This window comes from Shewanella sediminis HAW-EB3 (assembly GCF_000018025.1).
Classification (GTDB): domain Bacteria; phylum Pseudomonadota; class Gammaproteobacteria; order Enterobacterales; family Shewanellaceae; genus Shewanella; species Shewanella sediminis.
This window is the reverse complement of record NC_009831.1, coordinates 2,203,935-2,225,880: the sequence shown is the minus strand read 5'-3', so window position 1 is coordinate 2,225,880 and position 21,946 is coordinate 2,203,935. Positions and strand designations below refer to the sequence as shown.

Here is a 21,946-nt window from a genome sequence, read left to right as displayed (position 1 = left end):
CGAGGACTTACACCTCAAACGGGAAACAAATTAAGCAGAAAATCAGATAAAAAAAGCCAGTTGCGAAATACAACTGGCTTAATAAAAACGGTCCTGGTTTACTAAGACAATCCCATAATAATTACTCGATGAATATCAAGAAATTATAGGTCGTCAGCATTGTCAGTCAGGTAAGAAGCAACGCCTTCCGGACTTGCGTCCATACCTTTATCACCTTTCTCCCAACCCGCTGGGCATACATCACCGTGCTCTTCATGGAATTGAAGTGCATCGATCATACGTAGCATCTCATCAACGTTACGGCCTAGTGGAAGATCGTTAACGACCTGGTGACGAACCTGACCTTCTTTGTCGATAAGGAAAGAACCACGGAAAGCAACACCCGCTTCAGGATGCTCAACATCATAAGCTTTACAGATCTCATGCTTAACGTCTGCAACCAGTGTGTACTGAACAGGACCGATCCCGCCTTCAGCAACTGGTGTGTTACGCCATGCATTATGTGTGAACTGAGAATCGATAGAGACACCAATCACCTCTACACCACGTTTCTTGAACTCTTCAATACGGTGATCGAATGCAATCAGTTCAGATGGACAAACGAAAGTGAAATCGAGTGGGTAGAAAAAAACTACCGTTGGCTTGCCTTGAATCGCTTCGCTAAGGTTAAAGCTATCTACGATTTCGCCATTACCAAGTACAGCTGCAGCAGTGAAGTCAGGAGCCGGACGGCCTACTAATACGCTCATTTTATATCTCCATCTATGGATTGAAAAAACGTTTTTCGTTTATATCTTATGGCATTATAGGCAGTGTTTAGGCAGGCACAAGCTATTTGGGATCAATATCACCTTTTTTAAATGATTATTCATCTCGGCGTATAATAACTCGCCTTAATGACCTTACGCCTATTAATGTTATTCACAGTTCGCCTCACTATTTTCCACACAGACTTAACATTACCGAACTTTTGTCAGATAAATCCTCTCTATACTGGACAAGCCTGCTCGGGCAGGCAAAAATGGCGCTCAATCTAACGGTAATAAAGAATTTATTGATATGAACGCAGTTGTCATCGCTGTTTGCCTAATGCTGGGTCTGAGTTTAGCCAGGGTAAATGTCGTCATAGCACTCACCATAAGTGCGCTTGTTGCAGGTCTTGTTGGAGGCATGGATCTTCAACAAACCGTAGATGCATTCAACACAGGCTTAGGAGGCGGAGCGCAAATAGCATTAAGCTATGCCCTTCTCGGTGCCTTTGCCGTTGCACTATCTCACTCAGGACTCACGACACTGATCTCTAAAAAGGTCATTTCGACACTTGGGAAAAATCACAACTCAACCAATATGAATCGGGTACGTTGGACGCTATTATTGTCCATACTCGCAATGGCAGTTTCTTCGCAAAACCTGCTTCCTATTCATATCGCATTTATTCCTATCTTGATCCCGCCCCTACTCCATGTCATGTCGAAGCTACAACTTGACCGTAGATTGGTGGCCTGTGTTCTCACCTTCGGCTTAGTGACCACCTATATGATCCTACCGGTCGGCTTTGGTGGCATCTTCTTGAATGATATTTTGTTGGCGAACCTTAACAGCAATAACCTTCATGCCGTGCGAGAGCAGATCCCGACGGCAATGTTGATCCCGGCACTTGGAATGATCACCGGTTTATTGATAGCGGTATTCTTCTCATACCGTAAACCACGTGAGTATAAAGAGGAGTTAATTTTAGCCGCCGAGCCCGAGGAAGGGGTCAATAGTCGCAATATCGCCATTGCAGCGGTCGCCATTGTCTCAACACTCGCAGTACAACTGATCACCGGCTCGATGATTTTTGGTGCCTTAATTGGTTTTATCATCTTTAGCTTCTCCGGAGCACTCAAACATGTCGCCGATCAGGATGTCTTTAACCAAGGTGTGAGAATGATGGCCAACATCGGCTTTATCATGATCTCTGCGGCGGGCTTTGCCGCTGTGGTAAAAGAGACCGGCGACGTGAGCAGTTTAGTCAGCTCTTTGAGTGAAATTATTGGTGATAATAAAGCACTCGCCGCTTTCCTCATGCTACTGGTAGGCCTGCTTATCACCATGGGAATTGGTTCATCATTTTCGACGATTCCGATTATTGCGACCATCTATGTCCCGTTAGCCATGAGTTTCGGTTTCTCGGTAACGGCAACTATCGCATTAGTGGGCACCGCAGCGGCCCTTGGCGATGCAGGCTCACCGGCTTCAGATTCGACCCTAGGGCCAACGGCCGGTTTAAATGCCGATGGACAACACGACCACATCAGAGATAGTGTGATCCCTACATTCATCCACTACAACATTCCTCTGTTGGTATTTGGTTGGATAGCGGCCATGGTGCTTTAGTGCTAGGTGCTAGCAAGAGTGAAAAATAAAAAAGGAGCCAATTGGCTCCTTTTTATGCTTAACGAAACAATGTATTAAAAGAATGTATTAAAACAATTTTTCGATAACTATGTCTCGATAATATCTTTATTTCGTTCCGAAAATCTTATCGCCCGCGTCACCAAGACCAGGAAGAATATATCCCTGCTCGTTCAAACAACGGTCGATAGAAGCGGTATAAAGCTCTACATCCGGGTGTGCTTTTTGAAGTGCTTCAACACCTTCCGGAGCAGCAACCAAGACGAGTGCTTTTATCTCGGTACAACCACGATCTTTTAGAAGATCGATAGTTGAAATCATAGAACCACCGGTCGCAAGCATAGGATCGACAACCAAGGCGATACGTGAAGGCATATCACTGGCAAGCTTCTCGAAATATGGCACTGGCTCGAGTGTTTCTTCATCACGGTACATACCAACTACAGAGATACGTGCACTTGGAATGTTTTCAAGAACACCATCCATCATGCCAAGACCTGCACGAAGAATTGGTACTACGGTAACTTTTTTACCCTTTATTTGCTCAATCTCAACAGGACCGTTCCAACCTTCAATTGTCACAGTTTCTGTCGCAAAATCAGCTGTTGCTTCGTAGGTCAATAAACTTCCGACCTCAGCGGCTAACTCACGGAAACGTTTAGTGCTGATATCTCCCGCACGCATTAGTCCAATTTTATGACGCACTAAAGGATGCTTAACCTCAACAACTTTCATCTTCTTCTCCTGATTTTTGACGTGTATAACAAGCAAATTCATACGATTTTAGATGATTTGTTCAAAATGGAAAACATAAAGTTTCAAAAACACGATAAATCGTGACCAATGTCTGTTCTATATATGAAAAACTTCGCTTTCGAGGCCTGTCACAAACTGTTAGAATAGCGCCGCATAAAATCCAATAACTATACTGTACCTACTGTACCCGAGAGGATCTTCGTGAGCACTCCTACCCAGCTGAGCTATAAAGATGCAGGTGTTGATATCGACGCCGGTAATGCACTTGTTGATAATATTAAAACTGCAGTGAAACGTACCCACCGTCCAGAAATTATGGGCAACCTAGGTGGATTTGGTGCTCTTTGTGAGTTACCGACTAAGTACAAACACCCGGTTCTTGTTTCTGGTACCGATGGTGTCGGAACTAAACTCAGATTAGCCATTGACCATAAGAAGCATGACACCGTAGGTATTGACCTTGTTGCTATGTGCTCAAACGATTTAATCGTGTCAGGTGCTGAGCCACTCTTTTTCCTCGATTACTATGCCACCGGCAAATTAGACGTTGAAGCGGCCACTTCAGTCGTTAAAGGTATCGCCGAAGGCTGTGTACAATCCGGTTGTGCGCTTATTGGCGGTGAAACGGCCGAAATGCCTGGCATGTATGAAGGCGATGACTACGACTTAGCAGGCTTCTGCGTCGGCGTCGTTGAAAAAGCAGACATTATCGACGGTTCTAAAGTCGTTGCCGGTGATTCACTCATCGCATTAGCATCGAGCGGACCTCACTCAAATGGCTTCTCACTCATTCGTAAAGTGCTTGAAGTCAGCGAAGCCGATCCTCAACTGAACCTTGAAGGTAAACCACTGATTGACCACCTGCTTGAACCCACAAAAATCTATGTTAAGTCGCTATTAAAGCTACTCGAACAAACAGATGTTCATGCAATGGCCCATATTACTGGCGGCGGATTCTGGGAAAATATCCCACGTGTGCTTCCAGAAGATTGTAAAGCCGTAGTAAAAGGCGACTCATGGCAATGGCCCACCGTTTTCAACTGGTTAATGGAAAACGGTAACATTGCTGAATTTGAAATGTACCGCACATTCAACTGTGGCGTAGGTATGGTTGTCGCCCTACCTAGCGAGAAAGTTGATGCTGCACTAACGCTGCTCAATGCCGAAGGTGAAAACGCCTGGTTAATCGGTGACATTGCCAAGCGCAATGGTGATGAAGAGCAAGTGGAGATCCTGTAATGTCCAAAAGCTGTCGCGTATTAGTATTAATCTCTGGTAATGGTAGTAATCTACAAGCCATTATCGATGGGTGTGATGATAACCTTGAAGCCGATGTCGTTGGCGTTATCAGTAACAAATCTGATGCTTACGGTCTTATCCGCGCCCACCAAAATGAGATTGATACCAGTTGTGTGATAGCTCATAAAGACGAAACTCGTGTTGAGTATGGTGCTCGCTTGAAACTTGCCATATCGAAATACCAGCCTGATCTGATTGTTTTGGCTGGTTTTATGCGCATCTTGAGTGACGAGTTTGTACAAAGCTATGAAGGTAAGATGATCAACATTCACCCTTCTCTTCTACCTAAGTACCCCGGACTCAATACTCATCAACGTGCCATCGATGCGAGTGATAAAGAACACGGTGCCAGCGTACACTTTGTGACGCCCGAACTCGATTCGGGTCCTGTTATCCTTCAGGCTAAAGTGCCGGTCTACGGCGAGGATACCGCAGAGCTATTGGCTGAGCGCGTGAACCAGCAGGAGCTTGCTATCTACCCTATGGTCGTTAAGTGGTTTAGCCAAGGGCGACTAAAGATGACTGATGGCGCCGCTTATCTCGACGATATTCGTCTCGGTGAAGCTGGCTATGCGGCTGACTAGCCCTTCAGTGCAGTAACATTAAAACGCTATAAAGCTATAAAATAAAAAAGACCTGAGAATTAAATTCTCGGGTCTTTTTTTATCTCAGATTTTTCTCTAAGCGCTTTCTATAAGCTCAAGATATAAGCTCTTCATGTAAGTTCACTAAGACCAATAGTGATGTCTGATTTTAATTCTCCCTCTATTCTGACCTCATATTTAAGGCCAGAGCATTAGCAGAAGTATGTTTTCAAAGTTTAAAGATGCACTACCGGGCATGATGACGTTGAGACTCATCAACAGTTTTAATGAGATCGCCAGCCATTCCAGCAGCCATAACTCGAATACGCATTGGCAAAGCCTGGTCGATCATGGCTACAATTTTTTAATCTTCCCAAGCACAAGCAACCAATACCAGATAAGCAGTAGATATATCGATACAGAGCTCAGCCCCAGGGCATTTGGCGCCTATGTCAGCCTTCTGGTACTCAACCATTGGGCAACCAAGATGTATGAGATGGAGGACAACCGCTTATCTCAATACTTCAGCTACCACTTTCATGACTCTAAACGTTACTTAGTCGACCATTGCCATGAGCTTAAGATAGATGCCTTCGAAGCGAACCTGGTGATCCGATTAGTTGAATGAAACTCATGGTTTGTCACTAATGACTAAACATCTTAATGATGTCTGGTATCGATTCTTCCTGGATATTAGCCATATCAATTAACAACATCGGTAGGGATATGAGAGGAGTGAGGCTCCGATCATTACCAGGGGGAATAAAGTGAAAATATCCGGCATCACACAACTACTCGAGATGGGTTCATCGTTCGCAGCCTATTGAAGGTTATAAAGCTTCGCAATTAGCATAACTTTATAACCATCAATCAGGAATACAGACAATGAAAAAATCACTTATCGCATTATCACTCGCGCTTACTACTGCCTTTGGAGCTAACGCAACGGTCACTTATCATCAGCCGTACGCTCAGATGGAAACTAATCTTAATGCCTATGGTGCCGGCGTCGAGAATTGGGAAGAGGCAAGGCTCACTCAATTTACCATGGCCGACTCTCACCTTTATCATCACCACGCTGTGATCCCGGCACCTATCGATAAGATGCCGATAAAAGTTGTTGGCGGCTTAGATGTGTCATCTATCTATATCGATGATGTGGTCCCTGGAAAGAAGATCAGCCTCTATGACGTGATGCGTGACAGAGCCTCTATTCAAAACTATGTCGTAATGAACAAGAGAGGCGAGATCCTCGCCGAAGATTACTGGAACGGTACCGATAAAGAGACCAAGAATCACCTGATGTCGGCACATAAATCATTTACCTCTATGGCGCTGTTTATTGCTCAGGAACAAGGCCTTCTAAAACTCACCGACCCGGTCGGAAAATATATTCCCGAATTCAAAGGCACGAAATGGGAAAACATCCCACTGCAAAACTTTGCCGACATGAATGCGGGTATCATCGACCTTCCTGCCAACCGTGAAGGTTACCATTGGGGAGATTTCGGCGCCGGAACATCCGGTTCCTGGGACAGCTCTATGCCCTCTGTCGTTGGCTACAACGGCCTGGTGATTAATAAGGAGGGAAAGCTGGTTCCTAAGCCTGATGCCTTAGGCAACTTGGAGACCTTCAGCGATTATCTCAAGGCCTTTGCGGCACAAATAGAGCCTAAGTTTGAGCCCGGTTTCGCATACGAATATAAAGATCTCAATACTGAGGTGCTGGGTACAGCCATAGTGCGCAGCTCTGGCCTGACATTAGCCGAGTTCTTCGACAGATACCTCTGGTCGAAAGGCGGTTTTAACTCCGAAGCGACCATGTACGTCAATCAGGTACACGAGAGCGCGGCTTCAGGCTCAATGAATGCAACCGTACGTGATTTTGCAATCGGCGCCTGGTTGATGGTCAACGGCGGCAAGAACTTTAAAGGCGAACAGGTAATACCCAAGGCGTACATAGAGCAGATCATTAACGGCGATAAAATCGTAAAAGAAGCGTGGGATAAGGTCTCCTATGAGCATGGTATCTTCCCGACTGCATTTTACAAAAATCAGTGGAGAACGGCGACGCATCCTGTAAGTGGGCGCACACTCTCGACCATGATTGGTGTTAACGGCCAGTACTCGGCGTTCGACCACAAAACCGGAAATATCATCGCGATCACAGGCGCATACCGTCAGCCATCGGGACTACAGATGGTATCGCTATATATGTTGGATACCATCTTCAACATCTTCGACCATCTGGATAAGTGAGTCCGCTAAACCACTGTTGAAAGGGTCTCTCTAAAAATCGGTACACCTAAGCCCAAGCTCACCGAGTTTGGGCTTTCTTTTACCATCATTATCACGCCAACCTCTATCTAACGGATACAAGCAGATCTGCGGCTATCCACTACAACTAATTAATCTCTCTTGTGATGTGTAGTAATAAATAGATTGAAATAATGCAAACCATGTTACAGACCAATATCACTTTTCGCTTTTAAAATAACTTGAGAAAAGCACATATAAAGTCGGTCTGAGATTTACAAGGTTCCTGGATTATATAACGTGGTGAAAATAGAGGCATTTATGAAAAAATCAATTATCGTTTTATCAATATTATTCGCATTTGGTGCATCTGCAACGACTCAGCACGCACCAGACAAGGCGTTCTTGGATGCAGCGGCACAAGTTGGTATCACTCAAGCGAACTGGGATACAGGATCAAATGCCAAGCTGAATATGCAAAACGCGTATCGTTTCACTCATTACCTTGAGATGAAAAACGGCCCTTTTATCCATGATATGGGCAAGCCACAAGATTTCGACCTTACAAAAGTCCAAGGTCATGATATCGACGGGCCTATAGCTATGGATGAATTACTGCGAGATCGCCTTAACACCGAAGCGGTTGTTATCCTGAAAGATGGTCAGTTAGTTAACGAATACTACTGGTCCGGTATGGATAAAAACTCGACTCACCTACAAATGTCGATCACCAAGTCGTTCACCTCTATGACGCTTCAGACCTTAGTCGCCGAAGGTAAAGTCGATATGAACGCATTAATCACAGACTATTTGCCAGAGCTGAAAGCCTCTCCATCTTTCTCTGAAGCAACGGTCCAGGAAGTTGCCGATATGCGCTCTGGTGTCAAAATCAACTTCAGTGAAGGTAGACTTTGGGACGAAAGAATGACCAATGTCCAGGAGTGGAATGGTCCAAACCAATACCCTGAAATGAAATCAATTTTAGACTTTGCTAAAATTGTCAATGTTCGCACCGATTATAAACGGGGCGAGAAATACGACTATCAGGATATCAATACCGAAATGTTAGGTATGGTTGTAGCTCGTGTAACCGGCTCTTCCCTTGCGGAAAGCATGGAAGAGCGTATCTGGAAAAAGGTGGGATTCGAACATCATGCTCGCTTTATGTCGAATTCAACTGGTGAAGCAGTGGGTAGTGGTGGTTTAAACGCTACCGCTCGTGATGTCGCATTAATGATGGACTTACTGATCAACGACGGTAAAAACCGTAACGGTGAACAGGTTTTACAAAAATCATTTGCAGACAAATTACTCAATGGTAATGATGAAGTGAATCTTGCCTGGTCTAACGGTAAAGAGTCGGTAATGGCTCCTAACGGTTGGTACAAAGATCAAATTCGTACCTTCGATATCGAAGGTCACAAATTCCTGGCCTTTGTTGGTATCCATGGTCAAGTCACCATAGGTGAGCCATCAACTGGAATCGTCTTACAGTTCAACGGTGCTCAGGATGAAATGCAAGTTACCCGTACAGTTGCACTAACCTTCCTTAGCGTTGTTCCGACTCTACTCGATGCGGTTGAAATGCAAACACAGCAACCAATTGGTGCATATCTGGACGACAAAACCGGTGAAGTCGTTATCGTTGGTGAAAGTGAATAAATTATCTCAGCTTAAAATACAATGACGATTTATCAAAAAGCCAGTAGCCGACAGCCGCTGGTTTTTTCCATTTGTCCTTAGTTGGCCAAAAGTTGGCCAAATTTGCCTAAGTGCATACACGAAAGCTTAATACGATCTCTGAATTGATCTGTCGTCTAGTTGCTTGTGCTTATCTAAGCCACGACATCTGTCACGTAATACTCCAACTTAAATATTGTTGAATGTAGCTTTAATCTTGAGATATTCAGATAAATGCCATTGTAATTGTTGTTAAATTGGCATTATATAAAGCATTCTGGTTAAACAGTGAACTGATTTCCCAATTCAAGCGAGATCTATTAATGAAGAATATTATTTGCGATATCGACGGCGTTTTACTGCACAACAACAAACTGATCCCAGGGAGTGACAAGTTCATTGACCGTGTTCTGGGACAAGGCAACCCTCTGGTCATCTTAACCAACTACCCGGTTCAAACCGGCAAAGATCTGCAAAACAGACTCGGGGCTGCGGGCCTCAATGTCCCCGAAGAGTGTTTCTACACCTCGGCGATGGCAACGGCCGACTTTCTCAAGCATCAAACGGGCAATAAAGCCTTCGTTATCGGTGAAGGTGCCCTCACCCATGAGCTCTATAAAGCGGGTTTTACCATCACCGATATCAACCCCGATTTTGTTATCGTCGGCGAGACTCGTTCATACAACTGGGAGATGATCCATAAGGCGGCGCGCTTCGTCGTCGAAGGAGCCCGCTTTATTGCAACCAACCCCGATACCCATGGGCCATCCTTTAGCCCGGCCTGCGGAGCCTTGTGTGCCCCCATCGAGCGTATCAGTGGTCGCATGCCCTTTTATGTCGGCAAACCCAGTTCATGGATAATCCGTTCAGCCTTAAACCATATCGAAGGTCACTCGGAAAATACCATTATTATCGGCGACAATATGAAAACAGATATTTTGGCGGGTTTTCAGGCAGGTCTGGAAACCGTACTGGTCACCAGCGGCGTGAGTCAGCTCAATGATATCGAGCTGGAGCCATTCAGGCCTAACCATATCTTTAACTGCGCAGCCGATATAGACATAGTTTAAAAGCTTTCAGTTTAATACCTATGGGTATAATACTTAGCCCGTTGAGATCGTCCCGTTAAGATAGCCCGCTTTAATAAGCGGGCTATTGCCATTTATAAATTAAGCTACAGAGGTATTTTCCGGCTCTTCCATAGCCAATACCATTCCAAGTCATACTTCTCAAACTAACGATAACGAGCGATAACGAGCGATAACGAGCATTACTAAGACTCTTATTGATGTCTGGTCAAAGATACATTTGTAACATCTGCATATACTCTGAAGTTAGAGGTGTTTATGAGGAATTCTACATCTGTGTTTGGTTTTTTCTGGTCACTGTGTTCAATAGTCGCATTTTTTTGCGTCAAATATACGGCTCACGAAACGATGAATTTAGTTTCGTTAATTTGCGGCACACTGGTTGCCTGCATAGGGTTAGTGTTAATCACACTTAAGGGCGACTTCAGATAGGTTAATCCGCCGTAATAACATACTTGAACCAAATAAAGCACTTTATCGCTAGCATAGAGGGGGATATGAGTCAGCCTGCTCTATTTCGCTGAAGCAACACAAGGTAACACTTTTCTGCCATCCCCCTCTTGTCAAAGCCGGCAATTTTCCTTCATCATGTTCGCCGACTATTTTAATAAGTCATTCTAAGTCAGAATAACAATAATAACAGGACCAATGATGCGATTACTGCTTCCGCTATCGCTGCTTGCATTGCTCAGTGCATGTAGCCAACACCCTACACCCTCTCAAACTATCAAGTCGGAAATCGACCCACCAGTCGACACTGCAAGTGTCACTCAGGTTAGCTTCGATGAAGTCCAATTCAGAGAAGATATTAAAACCCTCTCCTCCGACGAATTTGAAGGTCGTGCGCCTACCACCCGTGGCGAGAAACTCACGCTGGATTACCTGACTCAGGCCTTTAAGGCGATTGGATTAACAGGCGCCAATAAGGGTGATTACCTGCAAGCCGTGCCTATGGTCAGTTACACTGCATCGGAAGCGCAAGAGGTTAACCTCGCCGGACTGACACTCAAATATCGTGAAGATGTAGTACTGGGCAGCCGCCATGATAACGGCGGTGTCGATATTAAAGATGCCCCTCTGGTGTTTGTCGGTTATGGCATCTCTGCCCCCGAGTATGACTGGAATGACTATCAAGGTATCGACATGACAGGCAAGATTGCCGTCATGCTGGTTAACGATCCTGGCTTTGCCCGCCCCGATTCAGGCCTGTTTAATGGCAAGGCAATGACCTATTACGGCCGATGGGACTACAAGTATCTGGAGGCCAGCAAACAAGGCGCCCTGGGTGCCATCATCATTCATGACACAGCGCCCGCTTCCTACCCTTGGTCTGTGGTGGAAAACAGCTGGACCGGCGCACAGCAAGATCTTGTGCACAGTAAAGAGAAACAGGCTGAGCGGGTTAAGGTTGAGGGTTGGATAACCCTCGACGCGGCAACTCTGCTGTTCGATAGATCCGGCATCTCTTTAGAAAACCTCAGCGACCGTGCGGCAAACAGTCCAATCAACCTGCCGCTTAAGCAGAGTGCCGACATTCAGTTTGCCAATACAGCTGAGTACGCCAACAGCTACAATGTTGTAGCTACCCTCCCCGGTGCTAAGGCCACAGACGAGCATATTTTGTTTACCGCTCACTGGGATCATATCGGCGTAGATGAAAATAGAACTGACGATAAAATCTATAATGGTGCACTCGATAATGCCTCTGGTACCGCAGGCATTATGGCCATCGCCCGCCAGTTTGTTCACCAGGCTAAGGCGGGGAATCCAGCAAAGCGTTCGCTCACTTTCATTGCAACAACAGGTGAAGAGCAAGGGTTGCTGGGGTCTCGCTATTACGCGGCCAACCCCATCTACCCCATAGATAAGTCGGTGGCCGTATTTAATCTCGACAGTACTAACATTTATGGCAGAACCAGTGACTACACAATAGTTGGCAAAGGGAAATCTGAGTTAGAGCAATACCTTATCGAAGCACTGGTACCTCAAAATAGAGTGGCAACATCAGAAAGTCGCCCTGAATCGGGTGGTTTTTTCCGCTCAGATCATTTCAGCTTCGCTCAAAAAGGCGTACCCGCAGTGTTTGCTGGGGGAGGCAGCCAACCTGTCGATGAGTCCACCAGAGCGTATAAAGCCAGAATGAAAGAGATAATGAAAGGGTGTTACCACAGCACCTGTGATGAATACCGTGATGATTGGGACCTTAGCGGTGCTCTGGAAGATATCGCCGTCTATTATCATGCCGCCGATTCGCTCGCCAACAGTTCTGATTGGCCCGGTTATTATCAGGGAACCGAGTTTCACTCTTTACGCGCGGCCAAATCTACTGAGAGCGAAGTGACTGCAAAATTAGAGGACTGATTGCCAGTCTGGTCGTAAAACAGGGCAGCTCATTGAGCTGCCCTACTCTTCTTAAGTTGCTCTCCTTGAATAGCCCTTCGTTCTACACTCTGCATCAAATAGCTGTAAAGCCGCCCCGCGCTATAGAAACCTGTACCTTTGTATCAATAATCATTGTTATGGACGCTTTGCATAAAGTCATAGTTCAACTTTTAGACTGCTCGGTATATAAATCGCGCTAAATCGCTGTTTTTAGATATTGTTTAAACAATAATATTTTCATTGCTAATAATTAAATTATTAGCCCCACAACGGCCGACAACTGAAGATAACACAACAAAATGCACCGCACTTTACGGTTTCTTTATTTTCACCCACCAAAAGTCGAGCTAATCAAGCTCAAAACCCGGGTTTTATCGAGGATTTGTCAATTCAGCATTTGGCAAAATGAAAAATTGCTGGCAAAGTAACACTCAATTGAGATTTACACCGTTTTGCTGGAGATAGCCTATGTGTTCAATATTTGCCATTTTAGATATTAAGTCTGATGCAACACCACTTCGTCAGGTTGCGCTGGAGATGTCTAAACTACTTCGTCATCGCGGTCCCGATTGGTCAGGGATCTACAGCTGTGATAAAGCTATTCTCGCTCACGAGCGTCTCGCTATTGTCGATATTGAACACGGTGCTCAACCTCTGATCAGCCAAGACGAAAGCATCATTCTTGCTGTCAACGGTGAGATCTATAACCACAAAGAACTCAAGGCCGAGTTAGGCGATAAGTACAGCTATCAAACCAACTCTGACTGTGAAGTGATCCTATCCCTCTATCAGGAGTATGGTGCAGAGTTTCTGGACAAACTTAACGGTATATTCGCCTTTGTTTTATATGATAAGAGCAAAGATCTTTATCTGATCGGTCGCGACCATATGGGGATCATCCCGCTTTACACGGGTCTCGATGCAGAGGGTAACTTCTATATCGCTTCGGAAATGAAAGCCTTGATGCCGGTATGTAAAACGGTAGAAGAGTTTAAGCCCGGTCACTATATGACCAGCAGCGAGGGTTACGTTCATTACTATCAACGTGACTGGCGAGAGTTTGATGCGGTAAAAGAGAACCCGGCCAGTGTCGAAGAGCTCAGAGATGCGCTTGAAGCCTCGGTAAAGCGTCAGTTGATGTCTGATGTCCCTTATGGTGTCTTACTCTCCGGCGGCCTCGACTCTTCGGTTATCTCAGCAATCACTCAGACCTTCGCTAAGCGTCGCATCGAGGATGATGGTGAGAGCAGTGCATGGTGGCCGCAACTTCACTCTTTTGCCGTGGGGCTTGAAGGTGCACCAGATTTGATTGCCGCCAAAAAAGTGGCCGATGCAATTGGAACGATTCACCATGAGATCACCTTTACCTTCCAGGATGGTATCGATGCGATCAAAGATGTGATTTATCATCTGGAAACTTATGATGTCACCACCATTCGCGCCGCGACACCTATGTACTTGATGGCAAGGAAAATTAAAGCCATGGGCATAAAGATGGTGCTATCAGGTGAAGGCGCCGATGAGTTATTTGGCGGTTACCTCTACTTCCATAAGGCGCCAAACGCTCAGGCATTCCACGAAGAGTTAGTACGAAAACTTGATAAACTGCACCTGTTCGATTGCCTGCGTGCAAACAAGGCGATGGCTGCCTGGGGACTGGAAGCACGTGTACCTTTCCTCGACAAAGAGTTCATGGATGTCGCAATGCGCATTAACCCGGAAGCCAAAATGTCTAAAGATGGCAAGATTGAGAAGCATATTCTTCGTCAAGCCTTCGAACACAAGTTACCTAAAGAGGTGGCTTGGCGCCAAAAGGAGCAGTTCAGTGATGGCGTGGGCTACTCCTGGATTGATGGTTTGAAAGAGCTGGCCGAAGAGAAAGTTGACGACCTTAAATTAGCGAACGCAAAATTCAGGTTCCCTTATAACACACCTGAAACTAAGGAAGCTTATTTCTATCGCAGCTTCTTTGAAGAGCTCTTCCCACTGCCTACAGCCGCTGAAACGGTTCCAGGCGGCAAATCGGTAGCCTGCTCGACACCTGAAGCCTTAGCATGGGATGAGAGCCTGCAAGGTATCATAGACCCATCGGGACGAGCGGTGCGCTCGGTTCATGAACAGGCCTATTAATCATTAAGCATGTTTAGTTAAGCGGTGGTAATCAAAATTATCACCGCTTTTTTATTAGTAACACCCAGTTAGTCGTACTCAGTTAGTCGATAAAATCAGTGACCACAGGTTAAGTGCTTAGCATAAGCCGCTGCATTAATATCTATCACCTCAAGAGTCAGGCTACACACACAAGTTGTTTCAGGGGAGACAGAATCATACACAGCCGACAGCAGATGTTGTTTCTGCTCATCGGTTCGTCCTGGCATGATTTTTATTGTGATATGAATGAAACTACCTAGATGGTTATCGCCCACCTGATAATCACCACAGCGAATCGCCCTTGTCTTAATAGCCGAGCGTTCAAACAAGCCAGAGTTTATCGCACCATGATGGACAAGTTGAACGAATTGCTTAATATCAATCTCGTGCGCTAATGGCGCCGAATATTCGATTATACAATGAGGCATAAGCGACTCCTGTTAAACGGCTCTGATTAACCTACTCTTACTTAACTACTCTTGCTGAACTACTGCGACCAAACCCCAAACTCATTTCCATTGGGATCTTTAAAGTGAAATCTTCTGCCACCAGGAAAGGAAAATACCGGCTCAGTGATAGTGCCGCCAGCGGCTTCAACACCAGTAATGGATTCAAGCAGATCATCTGAATAGATAACTATCAGCACCGAGCCTCTGTTTAGTTCGAACGAGTGAGGCGACAGGTAAAATCCCCCCGCGATCCCGGCTTGATTAAAACAGCTATATTCCGGCCCATAATCCGTAAAGTCCCAGCCAAATGCCCGGCTAAAAAAGGTTTTAGTTTGAGCCAGATTTTTTACAGGAATTTCCAGATAGTTGATTTTGTTATGCTGATCCATTTTAACTCCATTAATAACTTCACAGACTCTCTTATAGCATAGCTTTACGGATAACAAAAAGGGAGCCGAAGTTCCCTTATATTTAACTGAATATCAGATCTTTAGCATTGCCGCTATGAAGCCAATGACCCCACCAAAAACGCCACCCCAAACAACCAACCAACCGAGGTGTTCTTTTATCATCTCTTGAATGATCTCTTTGACTAATTGCGGTGTCAATTCGTTGAGTCGCTGAGTGACAATTTCATTGATTTTTGTGCGCATATCATTGAGCACGTCGGGCTGCTCTAACTCACTCTTAAGCAGGGCATAAAACTCTTCACTTTGGGATAGCTCAACCAAAGAGCTTTTCATCTTCTCGATAAATGGCTCCTTCAAGGGAGTAATGGCTTCACTTCCTCCAAACATGGCCAGCATGCCACCCAATGATGACTGCTCAACGGTTGTGACTAAGGCATCGAATGCCGGCGTCAAATCGACCTGTTCAATCACAGGTTGCAGATTGATATGAGATTCACCGCCACCTTGCTCCGACAAAAAGCGGTCTATATTTTCGTCGGTAAAAAACTGTTTCATCATCAAGTGAGAGATCCCGGCTTTGAACTCTTCGAAACGAGATGGAACGACACCTGAGCCATAAAGCCCCGGTACCTTCTCAAACAACATATGAATCGCAAGCCAGTTTGTGACGGCTCCGGAGAGTGCAAATAATCCGATACTGATGATAATCGGGGATGCAAAAAAATACCCAGCCATAACCAAAGCGGCTGCGATCAGGTTTGTAATAACGCTCTTATTCAAGCTACTAGCTCCAAAATTAACTAAGCTTGCCATAATACCATAGAGTATTCGGCATTAATCAAATGGAGAATGATTCAATAGGCACAAATCCATCCCCTTCCAACCTTTCCCGTCGAACGGCGAGGACCTGAGTTTCATCGGCAAGCTCTTTGGCTTTTGCGACCAAGTCTCTGGCAATCCCTTGGCCACGAAACGACTCGGCTACATAGAGGTCATCAAAATACCACAAAGGTTTTAGTAAGCTGGATGAAAATGACGGGTATAACTGAATAAAGCCAACCGGCTCACCACAACGTAGAGCAATAAAAATAACCGAGTCATTTTCGAGTAACCTGGACTCGATGAACTCTTTCCCTCCCTGAGGATCAGACTCCTTTCCTAAACTTTTTCTATACTCATCGAACATAAGTGCTAAAGATTCAAGATCTTCATCTATCGCTATTCTTATCTGCATTTTCATTCCTTGAAATGGTGACCAACAATACCTTAGGCACGGGCAAAAAAGGTAACTTTAATCTAACCGGTACCGGTAACTTCTCTTGCTGTTACATCAGCTTATCATAGGTTAATAATTTTATTAGCGAAAAACAATATACTCAGCTTTATTTTAAAAGTTTAAAGCTGAACTACACTTTATCCATATATGTTGCTCATTAAGGAGCTGAAGATGGGCTCACCTTTCACGACATCAGGTGCATTGAGTTGGCACGAGCTAACTTCAAACCATTGTGAAGACTCAATCACTTTCTACGGAGAAGTCTTTGGCTGGGAATTTAAAACCATACATCTGGGCCATGGCCCCTATCACATAATAGAAAATCAAGGCGTTGCAATCGGGGGGATCACACCCAACCCCTGCCCCAAACAGACAAGCCATTGGACAGGTTACATCACGGTAGAGGATGTGGACAGCGTCGCTATCAAGGCCAAGTCATTAGGAGGTGAGCTATTATATGGCCCGGAAGATATCCCTCGCGTGGGCCGGTTTTGCTGGATAAAAGATCCCCAAGGCGCAATTATCGCAGCAATCAGTTACCTCAAATCGGCAGTAGACGATGACAATAAGACTGTATAGCTAATCCCGTGCTCGACTCCTGAGATCTTTATAGTCGAAAGATAGCACGTGTACTCTATCCAATGGTGTGCCGTTTAAAAATATCGTCTCTTGTCCCTTAGAGACAAAGCTTGGCTCACCACACAGGTAAAAACGATTCTGACTATCGCAAGGTATACTCCTGTCGAACGGGTGTCGACTCATTGCCACGTCGAAGGGGTCGCCCTGAAGCACACGGCCAGAAAGGTGTTCTTCCCCCTCATTATCACTCTCTATACAGGCTTGATAAGTAAAGTTTCGATATTCCATCATCATCTTCAACAAGGTTGAGTGTTGATATAGCTCTTCGAAGTTTCTGGCACCATGATAGAGATATATCTCTCCCCTGTGGCCGCTCACCAATGCATCTCTGGCAATACCATACACAGAGCCCAAGCCGGTCCCGCTACCGATCAAGATCAAGGTATCGTCGACAAAATCTGTCGAATAACAGCAATCTCCCCATGGCCCCTGAATTAATATGTTTTCCCCGATGCTGGCATGGTTGAACAGCCAATCACTAAACTGGCCATTGTACTTTCTTCTGACATGCAGCTCTATGAACTCAGAATAAGCCCCATTGGTAATGGAATAACTTCTGGTAAGACCATCGAATCGGCGTAAATTGATGTGCTGGCCCGCCTTGTGTTCTATTTTCTCCGCAGCCTCGATCTTCAACTTAACGACAGAATCAGACAGGTACTCTTTAGAGTACAGTTTCGCCGGAATAAACAGATCCTGAGCTAATACAGATTTTAATTTAAGGCCCTGGGTTGGCCGGCACTGACAGGAACACAGATAATGATTCTCTTTTAAGCGGGATGTGAGCCCTCTTTGGGCTCCCGCCATTAACTCCCCTTCAAGGTGCTGCACTAAGCAGGTTTTGCACCTGCCTTTCTTACACGAGTAGTTAACCGGATGTCCCTCTCTGAGCAGGGCATCTAACACAGTTTCATCGGGTCGAGCATCGACCCCCTGCCCATCAAAATAAAATTTTGTCATCTGCTTTTATACCAATTGTATTAATTATTCCGCTTTGAAAATTGACTCGAATCCGAGCAAGTGAGCTTTTTTTACCAGAGATTTCTATTACAAATCTATCAAGTTAGCTAAACTAGCAAAAGGATCAAAGTTATTTATAGATGATAAGGTAAGTATGTCCGCTATTAGGGAAAAATTCAGTAGTCTGTCGAAGAAATATAAACAATTACCTAAGTATCAGCGATACCTCTCTGCTCTATTAGCTTCATATCTCTTCTTCGCCGGTATCTTAGGTCTGGTTGTTCCCTACGCCGTCGAAAAACAGCTTCCGGTGCAATTGGGCGCTATGTTAAAAAGACCTGTACAGCTCGATGAAGTCAAGATAAACCCCTTCACTCTTAACGTCTCCTTAACTGGCTTTAGAATCGATGAGACAGACCATGGTGACTTTATCGGTTTCGATAAGCTAAATTTTGAACTCTGTTTTTGGCACTCCCTATTTAATGGAGCGATCAGCATTGACCATGTGACATTGAACGCCCCTTTCGTTTTTATAGAACGCTTAAACTCGAAGCAAAAAATTCAGTTTAACTTTTCAGATATTCTGGCTGAGCTGGCAAAGTCTTCCGAAGTACCTCAAGCGCCACCAGATAAAGCGAATGCTTTACCCCATGTGATAGTTGAAAACCTGTCGATTGCTAACGCCGATCTTCTGTATTCGGATAACGTCACCAACGGCCAGATACATTACCCGGCTGTCAACCTGAAGGTGAAAGCGTTCGATACCTTAAATGAGATAGCAAGTGCCGCTTCAGGAAATCACTTTTCCATTCACTTTGTAGGAGATGAAGGGGGCGAGATTTCCACACAGGGACAGATACAGGTATCTCCCCTCAATATCGTTGGCGAATTAAAGTTAACCGCAATAAAATTGCCACAGTTTTGGTCTTTTATCTCCGATGATTTTCAAGCTAAGCTCGACACCGGACAGTTGAATTTTAAGAGCCATTTTGAAATCACGTCGCACGCAACATCGAATCAGGCGCCGATTCAAGTGGTCACCAACCAAGGGGCCTTTTCTTTAGAAAACATCCTGTTTTCCCATGAACAGCGTCCTCTGATGACCTTGCCATTACTGGCCCTCGAAGGCATAGAGCTCAACCTTGAAGATAAACTGGTAGTGGTTGAACGTCTGCATAGCGAAAAACTGGATCTGAACGCAGGTATAACACCTCAGGGAATCGATATCATTCCGCTATTTATGCCGAGCTTTATCTCTAAGGCCGATGACAGTGAGTCGAAGCAGGTAGATGAGCCTGAGGCGAATGAACAGACACCTTGGTCTGCGACCTTAGGTGGAGTCTCTGTAAAAGATTATGCGTTGAACTTACAAGAAAGTCTGCTCACCAAAAATACGCCCTGGCACATCGCTCCGATAAACCTGACAACAGGGGCAATACAGTCTGATTTCAACTCCCCTATAGAATACAATTTAGACTTGAGTATCAACGGTCAAGGCAAGTTAACCTCGACCGGCCAGGTAGAGGTCAATCAGCAGCACCTTAATGCAGAGCTGCAACTGGCAGGTTTCTCTTTAAAGCAATTGCAGCCCTATCTGGCCCCCTTTATTAATATCACGGTAAAAAATGGTGAACTCAACTCAAGCGGTCGCTTAGAGGCAAGTTCCGCCGATGATATAAGCTTTACCGGAGATATCACAGTCAACGAGCTGCTGGTCAAAGACAACCTGCACAAAAAGACATTGTTGAAATGGCAGTCAATGGCAATAGAAGAGTTAAGCTTTGATCAGGAAAAACAGCAATTAGCTATCAGTCAGATTAATTTATCTCAACCCTACAGCCGCATCATCATAGCTGAAGATAAAAGCACTAACTTCCAACAGCTGTTTGTGAGTACGGCCGAATCTGCTGCAGACAAGACAGAGACAGGTAAAAATGCCCCTGAGCAAACAGATGCCAGTCAACAAGCTCCTTTAGCGATACAGATAGGTAAGATCACAGTCTCTGACGGTTCGACCTTCTTTGCCGATAACTCACTGACCCCCAACTTTGCGGCAAGTATTGAACAGGTAGAGGGAAGCGTAAGTCAACTCTCCTCGTCATCGGACAAAGCCGCGGTTGTCGATATAAAGGGAAAAATTGACAAATATGCCCCCGTCACACTCAAAGGAGAGATTAACCCCTTACTCGAACAACCCTACCTGGATCTCGATCTTGACTTTAACAGTGTGGAGCTCACATCCGTTAACCCTTATTCAGGCACCTATGCCGGATATTATATCGATAAGGGGCAGCTTTCATTAGAGCTAAGCTACCTGCTAAAAGACAACAAGCTAAACGGCAGCAATCATATCGTCGTCAATCAGTTAAAGCTTGGAGAGCCCAGCGATAGTAGCCTGGCCACCAGCCTACCCGTAACGCTTGCGATAGCCCTGTTACAAGACAGACATGGTGTTATCGATTTAGGACTCGAGGTGTCGGGCGATCTGGACTCTCCGGACTTTAGTGTAGGGAGTATTGTGATGACGGCATTGACCAATGTGATCACTAAAGCCGTTACTGCGCCATTTACCCTGCTCGCCGGGATATTTGGTGACGATGAAGAGCTCGATAAGATTGAATTCAGTGCCGGTAACGCCCGGATATCGGATGATCAGAGCAGTAAGCTGGCAACACTTGCCACCGCCCTTCTCGACAGACCTAAGCTAACCTTGAGTATCGAGGGTGCCATCGACTCGGCCACCGACAGCCGTGTGCTGCAAGAGCAAGCTCTGTGGCACAAACTGGCTCAGCTGAGCCAGCTTGAGATTGAGGAGTTGCCGGAAGCACTCTCGCCGAGTACCTACCCGACACAAGGGCCACTCTCAGCAGCACTCATCACCTTGTATGAAACTGAATTAATGCAAGATGCCAACGAACTGAAACAGCAAATTAGCAAGAGTCATGAACAAGACTCTGCTCTTAGTGAGCCACAGCTACTGACTCAGTGGCATATCGCCCTCTACAACACCTGCCTTAACCGGCAGGTGGTAGATGACAATATGTTGGGCACCCTTGCCAGCGATAGGGCCAGAGCCGTGAAAACACATCTGGTCGATATCGATAAGGTGCCGGCAAATAGAATATTTTTACTCGACAGTCGCATCGATATCAATCAGGGCGCACAGGAGGCGCTACTGACATTAGGGGCTGATTAAAAGATTTGATAATTCTGTGACATGGGTTACACTCTGGCGGATTTTGACTTATTCAGAGGTAGCTCATGTTTATTGTTCGTTGGATTCTAGGCCGTATAATCCTAATTCTTAATTTCATTTTCGCCCCAAAGAAACGTAAACGTCCGCAGGATGAGCAGTCTAAAATCGATGCCGAAACGAAATTACTAGCCCTATACGAATACAAAGCCTGCCCATTTTGCGTCAAAGTTCGTCGCGCAATGCGTCGTCAAGGACTCAATATTGAGACTCTCGACGCAAAACAAGATGACCACAAGACAAGGCTTGTCAGTCAGGGCGGTCATGCTAAAGTCCCTTGCTTGCGAATAGAAGAGAACGGCGAGACCCGTTGGATGTATGAATCTTCAGATATTATCAATTATCTGGATAAACGATTCGCATAAC

The 21,946-nt window shown here is 45.3% G+C and carries 19 protein-coding genes; 12 read left to right on the top strand and 7 right to left on the bottom strand.

Annotated elements, in window-relative coordinates; all coding sequences use genetic code 11:
- Positions 1-143 precede the first annotated feature (143 nt).
- Entirely contained in the window at positions 144-749 is a 606-nt protein-coding gene (locus SSED_RS09570; RefSeq protein ID WP_012142195.1) for a peroxiredoxin C, read from the bottom strand.
- A gap of 310 nt (positions 750-1,059) precedes the next feature.
- On the opposite strand from SSED_RS09570, the gene SSED_RS09565 reads away from it, so the two are divergent.
- Complete coding sequence (locus SSED_RS09565) at positions 1,060-2,379, top strand: Na+/H+ antiporter family protein (protein ID WP_012142194.1); 1,320 nt, start codon at positions 1,060-1,062, stop codon at positions 2,377-2,379.
- A gap of 126 nt (positions 2,380-2,505) precedes the next feature.
- Here the strand turns inward: SSED_RS09565 and upp are convergent, their stop codons facing one another.
- Positions 2,506-3,132 carry a uracil phosphoribosyltransferase gene (gene upp / locus SSED_RS09560; RefSeq protein WP_012142193.1) on the bottom strand — a complete coding sequence of 209 codons (627 nt, stop codon included), beginning with the start codon at positions 3,130-3,132 and terminating at the stop codon, positions 2,506-2,508.
- A 222-nt stretch (positions 3,133-3,354) separates the two neighbouring features.
- Here upp and purM point away from each other — a divergent pair, with 222 nt between their 5' ends.
- The 8 genes from purM to asnB all read left to right on the top strand — a co-directional run bounded on the left by purM (position 3,355) and on the right by asnB (position 14,572).
- Positions 3,355-4,392 carry a phosphoribosylformylglycinamidine cyclo-ligase gene (purM, locus tag SSED_RS09555; RefSeq protein ID WP_012142192.1) on the top strand — a complete coding sequence of 346 codons (1,038 nt, stop codon included), beginning with the start codon at positions 3,355-3,357 and terminating at the stop codon, positions 4,390-4,392.
- Positions 4,392-5,036: a phosphoribosylglycinamide formyltransferase gene (gene purN, locus SSED_RS09550; protein ID WP_012142191.1), complete on the top strand. Its 645-nt coding sequence runs from the start codon at positions 4,392-4,394 to the stop codon at positions 5,034-5,036. Before purM ends, purN begins: the two co-directional genes overlap by 1 nt.
- Before the next feature lie 223 nt (positions 5,037-5,259).
- Positions 5,260-5,664 (top strand): hypothetical protein, encoded by a 405-nt coding sequence (locus SSED_RS09545; protein WP_012142190.1) that lies wholly within the window; start codon positions 5,260-5,262, stop codon positions 5,662-5,664.
- A 257-nt stretch (positions 5,665-5,921) separates the two neighbouring features.
- On the top strand, positions 5,922-7,295 hold the full coding sequence (locus SSED_RS09540) for a serine hydrolase domain-containing protein (protein ID WP_012142189.1): 1,374 nt from the start codon (positions 5,922-5,924) through the stop codon (positions 7,293-7,295).
- Positions 7,296-7,613: 318 nt separating this feature from the next.
- Positions 7,614-8,954: a serine hydrolase domain-containing protein gene (locus SSED_RS09535; RefSeq protein WP_012142188.1), complete on the top strand. Its 1,341-nt coding sequence runs from the start codon at positions 7,614-7,616 to the stop codon at positions 8,952-8,954.
- 341 nt (positions 8,955-9,295) lie between these two features.
- Entirely contained in the window at positions 9,296-10,042 is a 747-nt protein-coding gene (locus tag SSED_RS09530) for an HAD-IIA family hydrolase (protein ID WP_012142187.1), read from the top strand.
- A gap of 669 nt (positions 10,043-10,711) precedes the next feature.
- On the top strand, positions 10,712-12,421 hold the full coding sequence (locus SSED_RS09525) for a M28 family metallopeptidase (RefSeq protein WP_012142186.1): 1,710 nt from the start codon (positions 10,712-10,714) through the stop codon (positions 12,419-12,421).
- 489 nt (positions 12,422-12,910) lie between these two features.
- A complete protein-coding gene (asnB, locus tag SSED_RS09520) occupies positions 12,911-14,572 on the top strand; it encodes an asparagine synthase B (RefSeq protein ID WP_012142185.1) in 1,662 nt (553 codons plus the stop codon).
- Positions 14,573-14,667: 95 nt separating this feature from the next.
- Here the strand turns inward: asnB and SSED_RS09515 are convergent, their stop codons facing one another.
- The 4 genes from SSED_RS09515 to SSED_RS09500 form a co-directional block, all read right to left on the bottom strand.
- On the bottom strand, positions 14,668-15,021 hold the full coding sequence (locus tag SSED_RS09515) for a 5-carboxymethyl-2-hydroxymuconate Delta-isomerase (RefSeq protein ID WP_012142184.1): 354 nt from the start codon (positions 15,019-15,021) through the stop codon (positions 14,668-14,670).
- Between the two features lie 59 nt (positions 15,022-15,080).
- Complete coding sequence (locus SSED_RS09510) at positions 15,081-15,431, bottom strand: VOC family protein (protein ID WP_012142183.1); 351 nt, start codon at positions 15,429-15,431, stop codon at positions 15,081-15,083.
- 93 nt (positions 15,432-15,524) lie between these two features.
- Positions 15,525-16,232 (bottom strand): DUF445 domain-containing protein, encoded by a 708-nt coding sequence (locus tag SSED_RS09505; protein WP_041421618.1) that lies wholly within the window; start codon positions 16,230-16,232, stop codon positions 15,525-15,527.
- 58 nt (positions 16,233-16,290) lie between these two features.
- Positions 16,291-16,686: a GNAT family N-acetyltransferase gene (locus tag SSED_RS09500; RefSeq protein WP_012142181.1), complete on the bottom strand. Its 396-nt coding sequence runs from the start codon at positions 16,684-16,686 to the stop codon at positions 16,291-16,293.
- Between the two features lie 213 nt (positions 16,687-16,899).
- Here SSED_RS09500 and SSED_RS09495 point away from each other — a divergent pair, with 213 nt between their 5' ends.
- Entirely contained in the window at positions 16,900-17,307 is a 408-nt protein-coding gene (locus SSED_RS09495) for a VOC family protein (protein ID WP_012142180.1), read from the top strand.
- Here SSED_RS09495 and SSED_RS09490 read toward each other — a convergent pair whose 3' ends face one another.
- Positions 17,308-18,327, bottom strand: a complete 1,020-nt coding sequence (locus SSED_RS09490) for a 2Fe-2S iron-sulfur cluster-binding protein (RefSeq protein ID WP_012142179.1) — start codon at positions 18,325-18,327, stop codon at positions 17,308-17,310.
- A gap of 154 nt (positions 18,328-18,481) precedes the next feature.
- Here SSED_RS09490 and SSED_RS09485 point away from each other — a divergent pair, with 154 nt between their 5' ends.
- Both SSED_RS09485 and SSED_RS09480 read left to right on the top strand, forming a co-directional pair.
- Positions 18,482-21,523: a DUF748 domain-containing protein gene (locus tag SSED_RS09485; protein ID WP_012142178.1), complete on the top strand. Its 3,042-nt coding sequence runs from the start codon at positions 18,482-18,484 to the stop codon at positions 21,521-21,523.
- A 65-nt stretch (positions 21,524-21,588) separates the two neighbouring features.
- Positions 21,589-21,945: a glutathione S-transferase N-terminal domain-containing protein gene (locus SSED_RS09480; RefSeq protein ID WP_012142177.1), complete on the top strand. Its 357-nt coding sequence runs from the start codon at positions 21,589-21,591 to the stop codon at positions 21,943-21,945.
- Position 21,946 lies beyond the last annotated feature (1 nt).

Bases quoted from the DNA above. Each gene is read 5' to 3' on its own strand.
- SSED_RS09530 (WP_012142187.1), top strand. From the start codon at position 9,296: ATGAAGAATATTATTTGCGATATCGACGGCGTTTTACTGCACAACAAC.
- SSED_RS09510 (WP_012142183.1), bottom strand. From the start codon at position 15,431: ATGGATCAGCATAACAAAATCAACTATCTGGAAATTCCTGTAAAAAAT.
- purN (WP_012142191.1), top strand. From the start codon at position 4,392: ATGTCCAAAAGCTGTCGCGTATTAGTATTAATCTCTGGTAATGGTAGT.
- SSED_RS09495 (WP_012142180.1), top strand. From the start codon at position 16,900: ATGGGCTCACCTTTCACGACATCAGGTGCATTGAGTTGGCACGAGCTA.
- SSED_RS09540 (WP_012142189.1), top strand. From the start codon at position 5,922: ATGAAAAAATCACTTATCGCATTATCACTCGCGCTTACTACTGCCTTT.
- SSED_RS09565 (WP_012142194.1), top strand. From the start codon at position 1,060: ATGAACGCAGTTGTCATCGCTGTTTGCCTAATGCTGGGTCTGAGTTTA.
- asnB (WP_012142185.1), top strand. From the start codon at position 12,911: ATGTGTTCAATATTTGCCATTTTAGATATTAAGTCTGATGCAACACCA.
- SSED_RS09525 (WP_012142186.1), top strand. From the start codon at position 10,712: ATGCGATTACTGCTTCCGCTATCGCTGCTTGCATTGCTCAGTGCATGT.
- SSED_RS09535 (WP_012142188.1), top strand. From the start codon at position 7,614: ATGAAAAAATCAATTATCGTTTTATCAATATTATTCGCATTTGGTGCA.
- upp (WP_012142193.1), bottom strand. From the start codon at position 3,132: ATGAAAGTTGTTGAGGTTAAGCATCCTTTAGTGCGTCATAAAATTGGA.
- SSED_RS09485 (WP_012142178.1), top strand. From the start codon at position 18,482: ATGTCCGCTATTAGGGAAAAATTCAGTAGTCTGTCGAAGAAATATAAA.
- SSED_RS09500 (WP_012142181.1), bottom strand. From the start codon at position 16,686: ATGCAGATAAGAATAGCGATAGATGAAGATCTTGAATCTTTAGCACTT.
- SSED_RS09490 (WP_012142179.1), bottom strand. From the start codon at position 18,327: ATGACAAAATTTTATTTTGATGGGCAGGGGGTCGATGCTCGACCCGAT.
- SSED_RS09570 (WP_012142195.1), bottom strand. From the start codon at position 749: ATGAGCGTATTAGTAGGCCGTCCGGCTCCTGACTTCACTGCTGCAGCT.
- SSED_RS09515 (WP_012142184.1), bottom strand. From the start codon at position 15,021: ATGCCTCATTGTATAATCGAATATTCGGCGCCATTAGCGCACGAGATT.
- SSED_RS09545 (WP_012142190.1), top strand. From the start codon at position 5,260: ATGTTTTCAAAGTTTAAAGATGCACTACCGGGCATGATGACGTTGAGA.
- SSED_RS09480 (WP_012142177.1), top strand. From the start codon at position 21,589: ATGTTTATTGTTCGTTGGATTCTAGGCCGTATAATCCTAATTCTTAAT.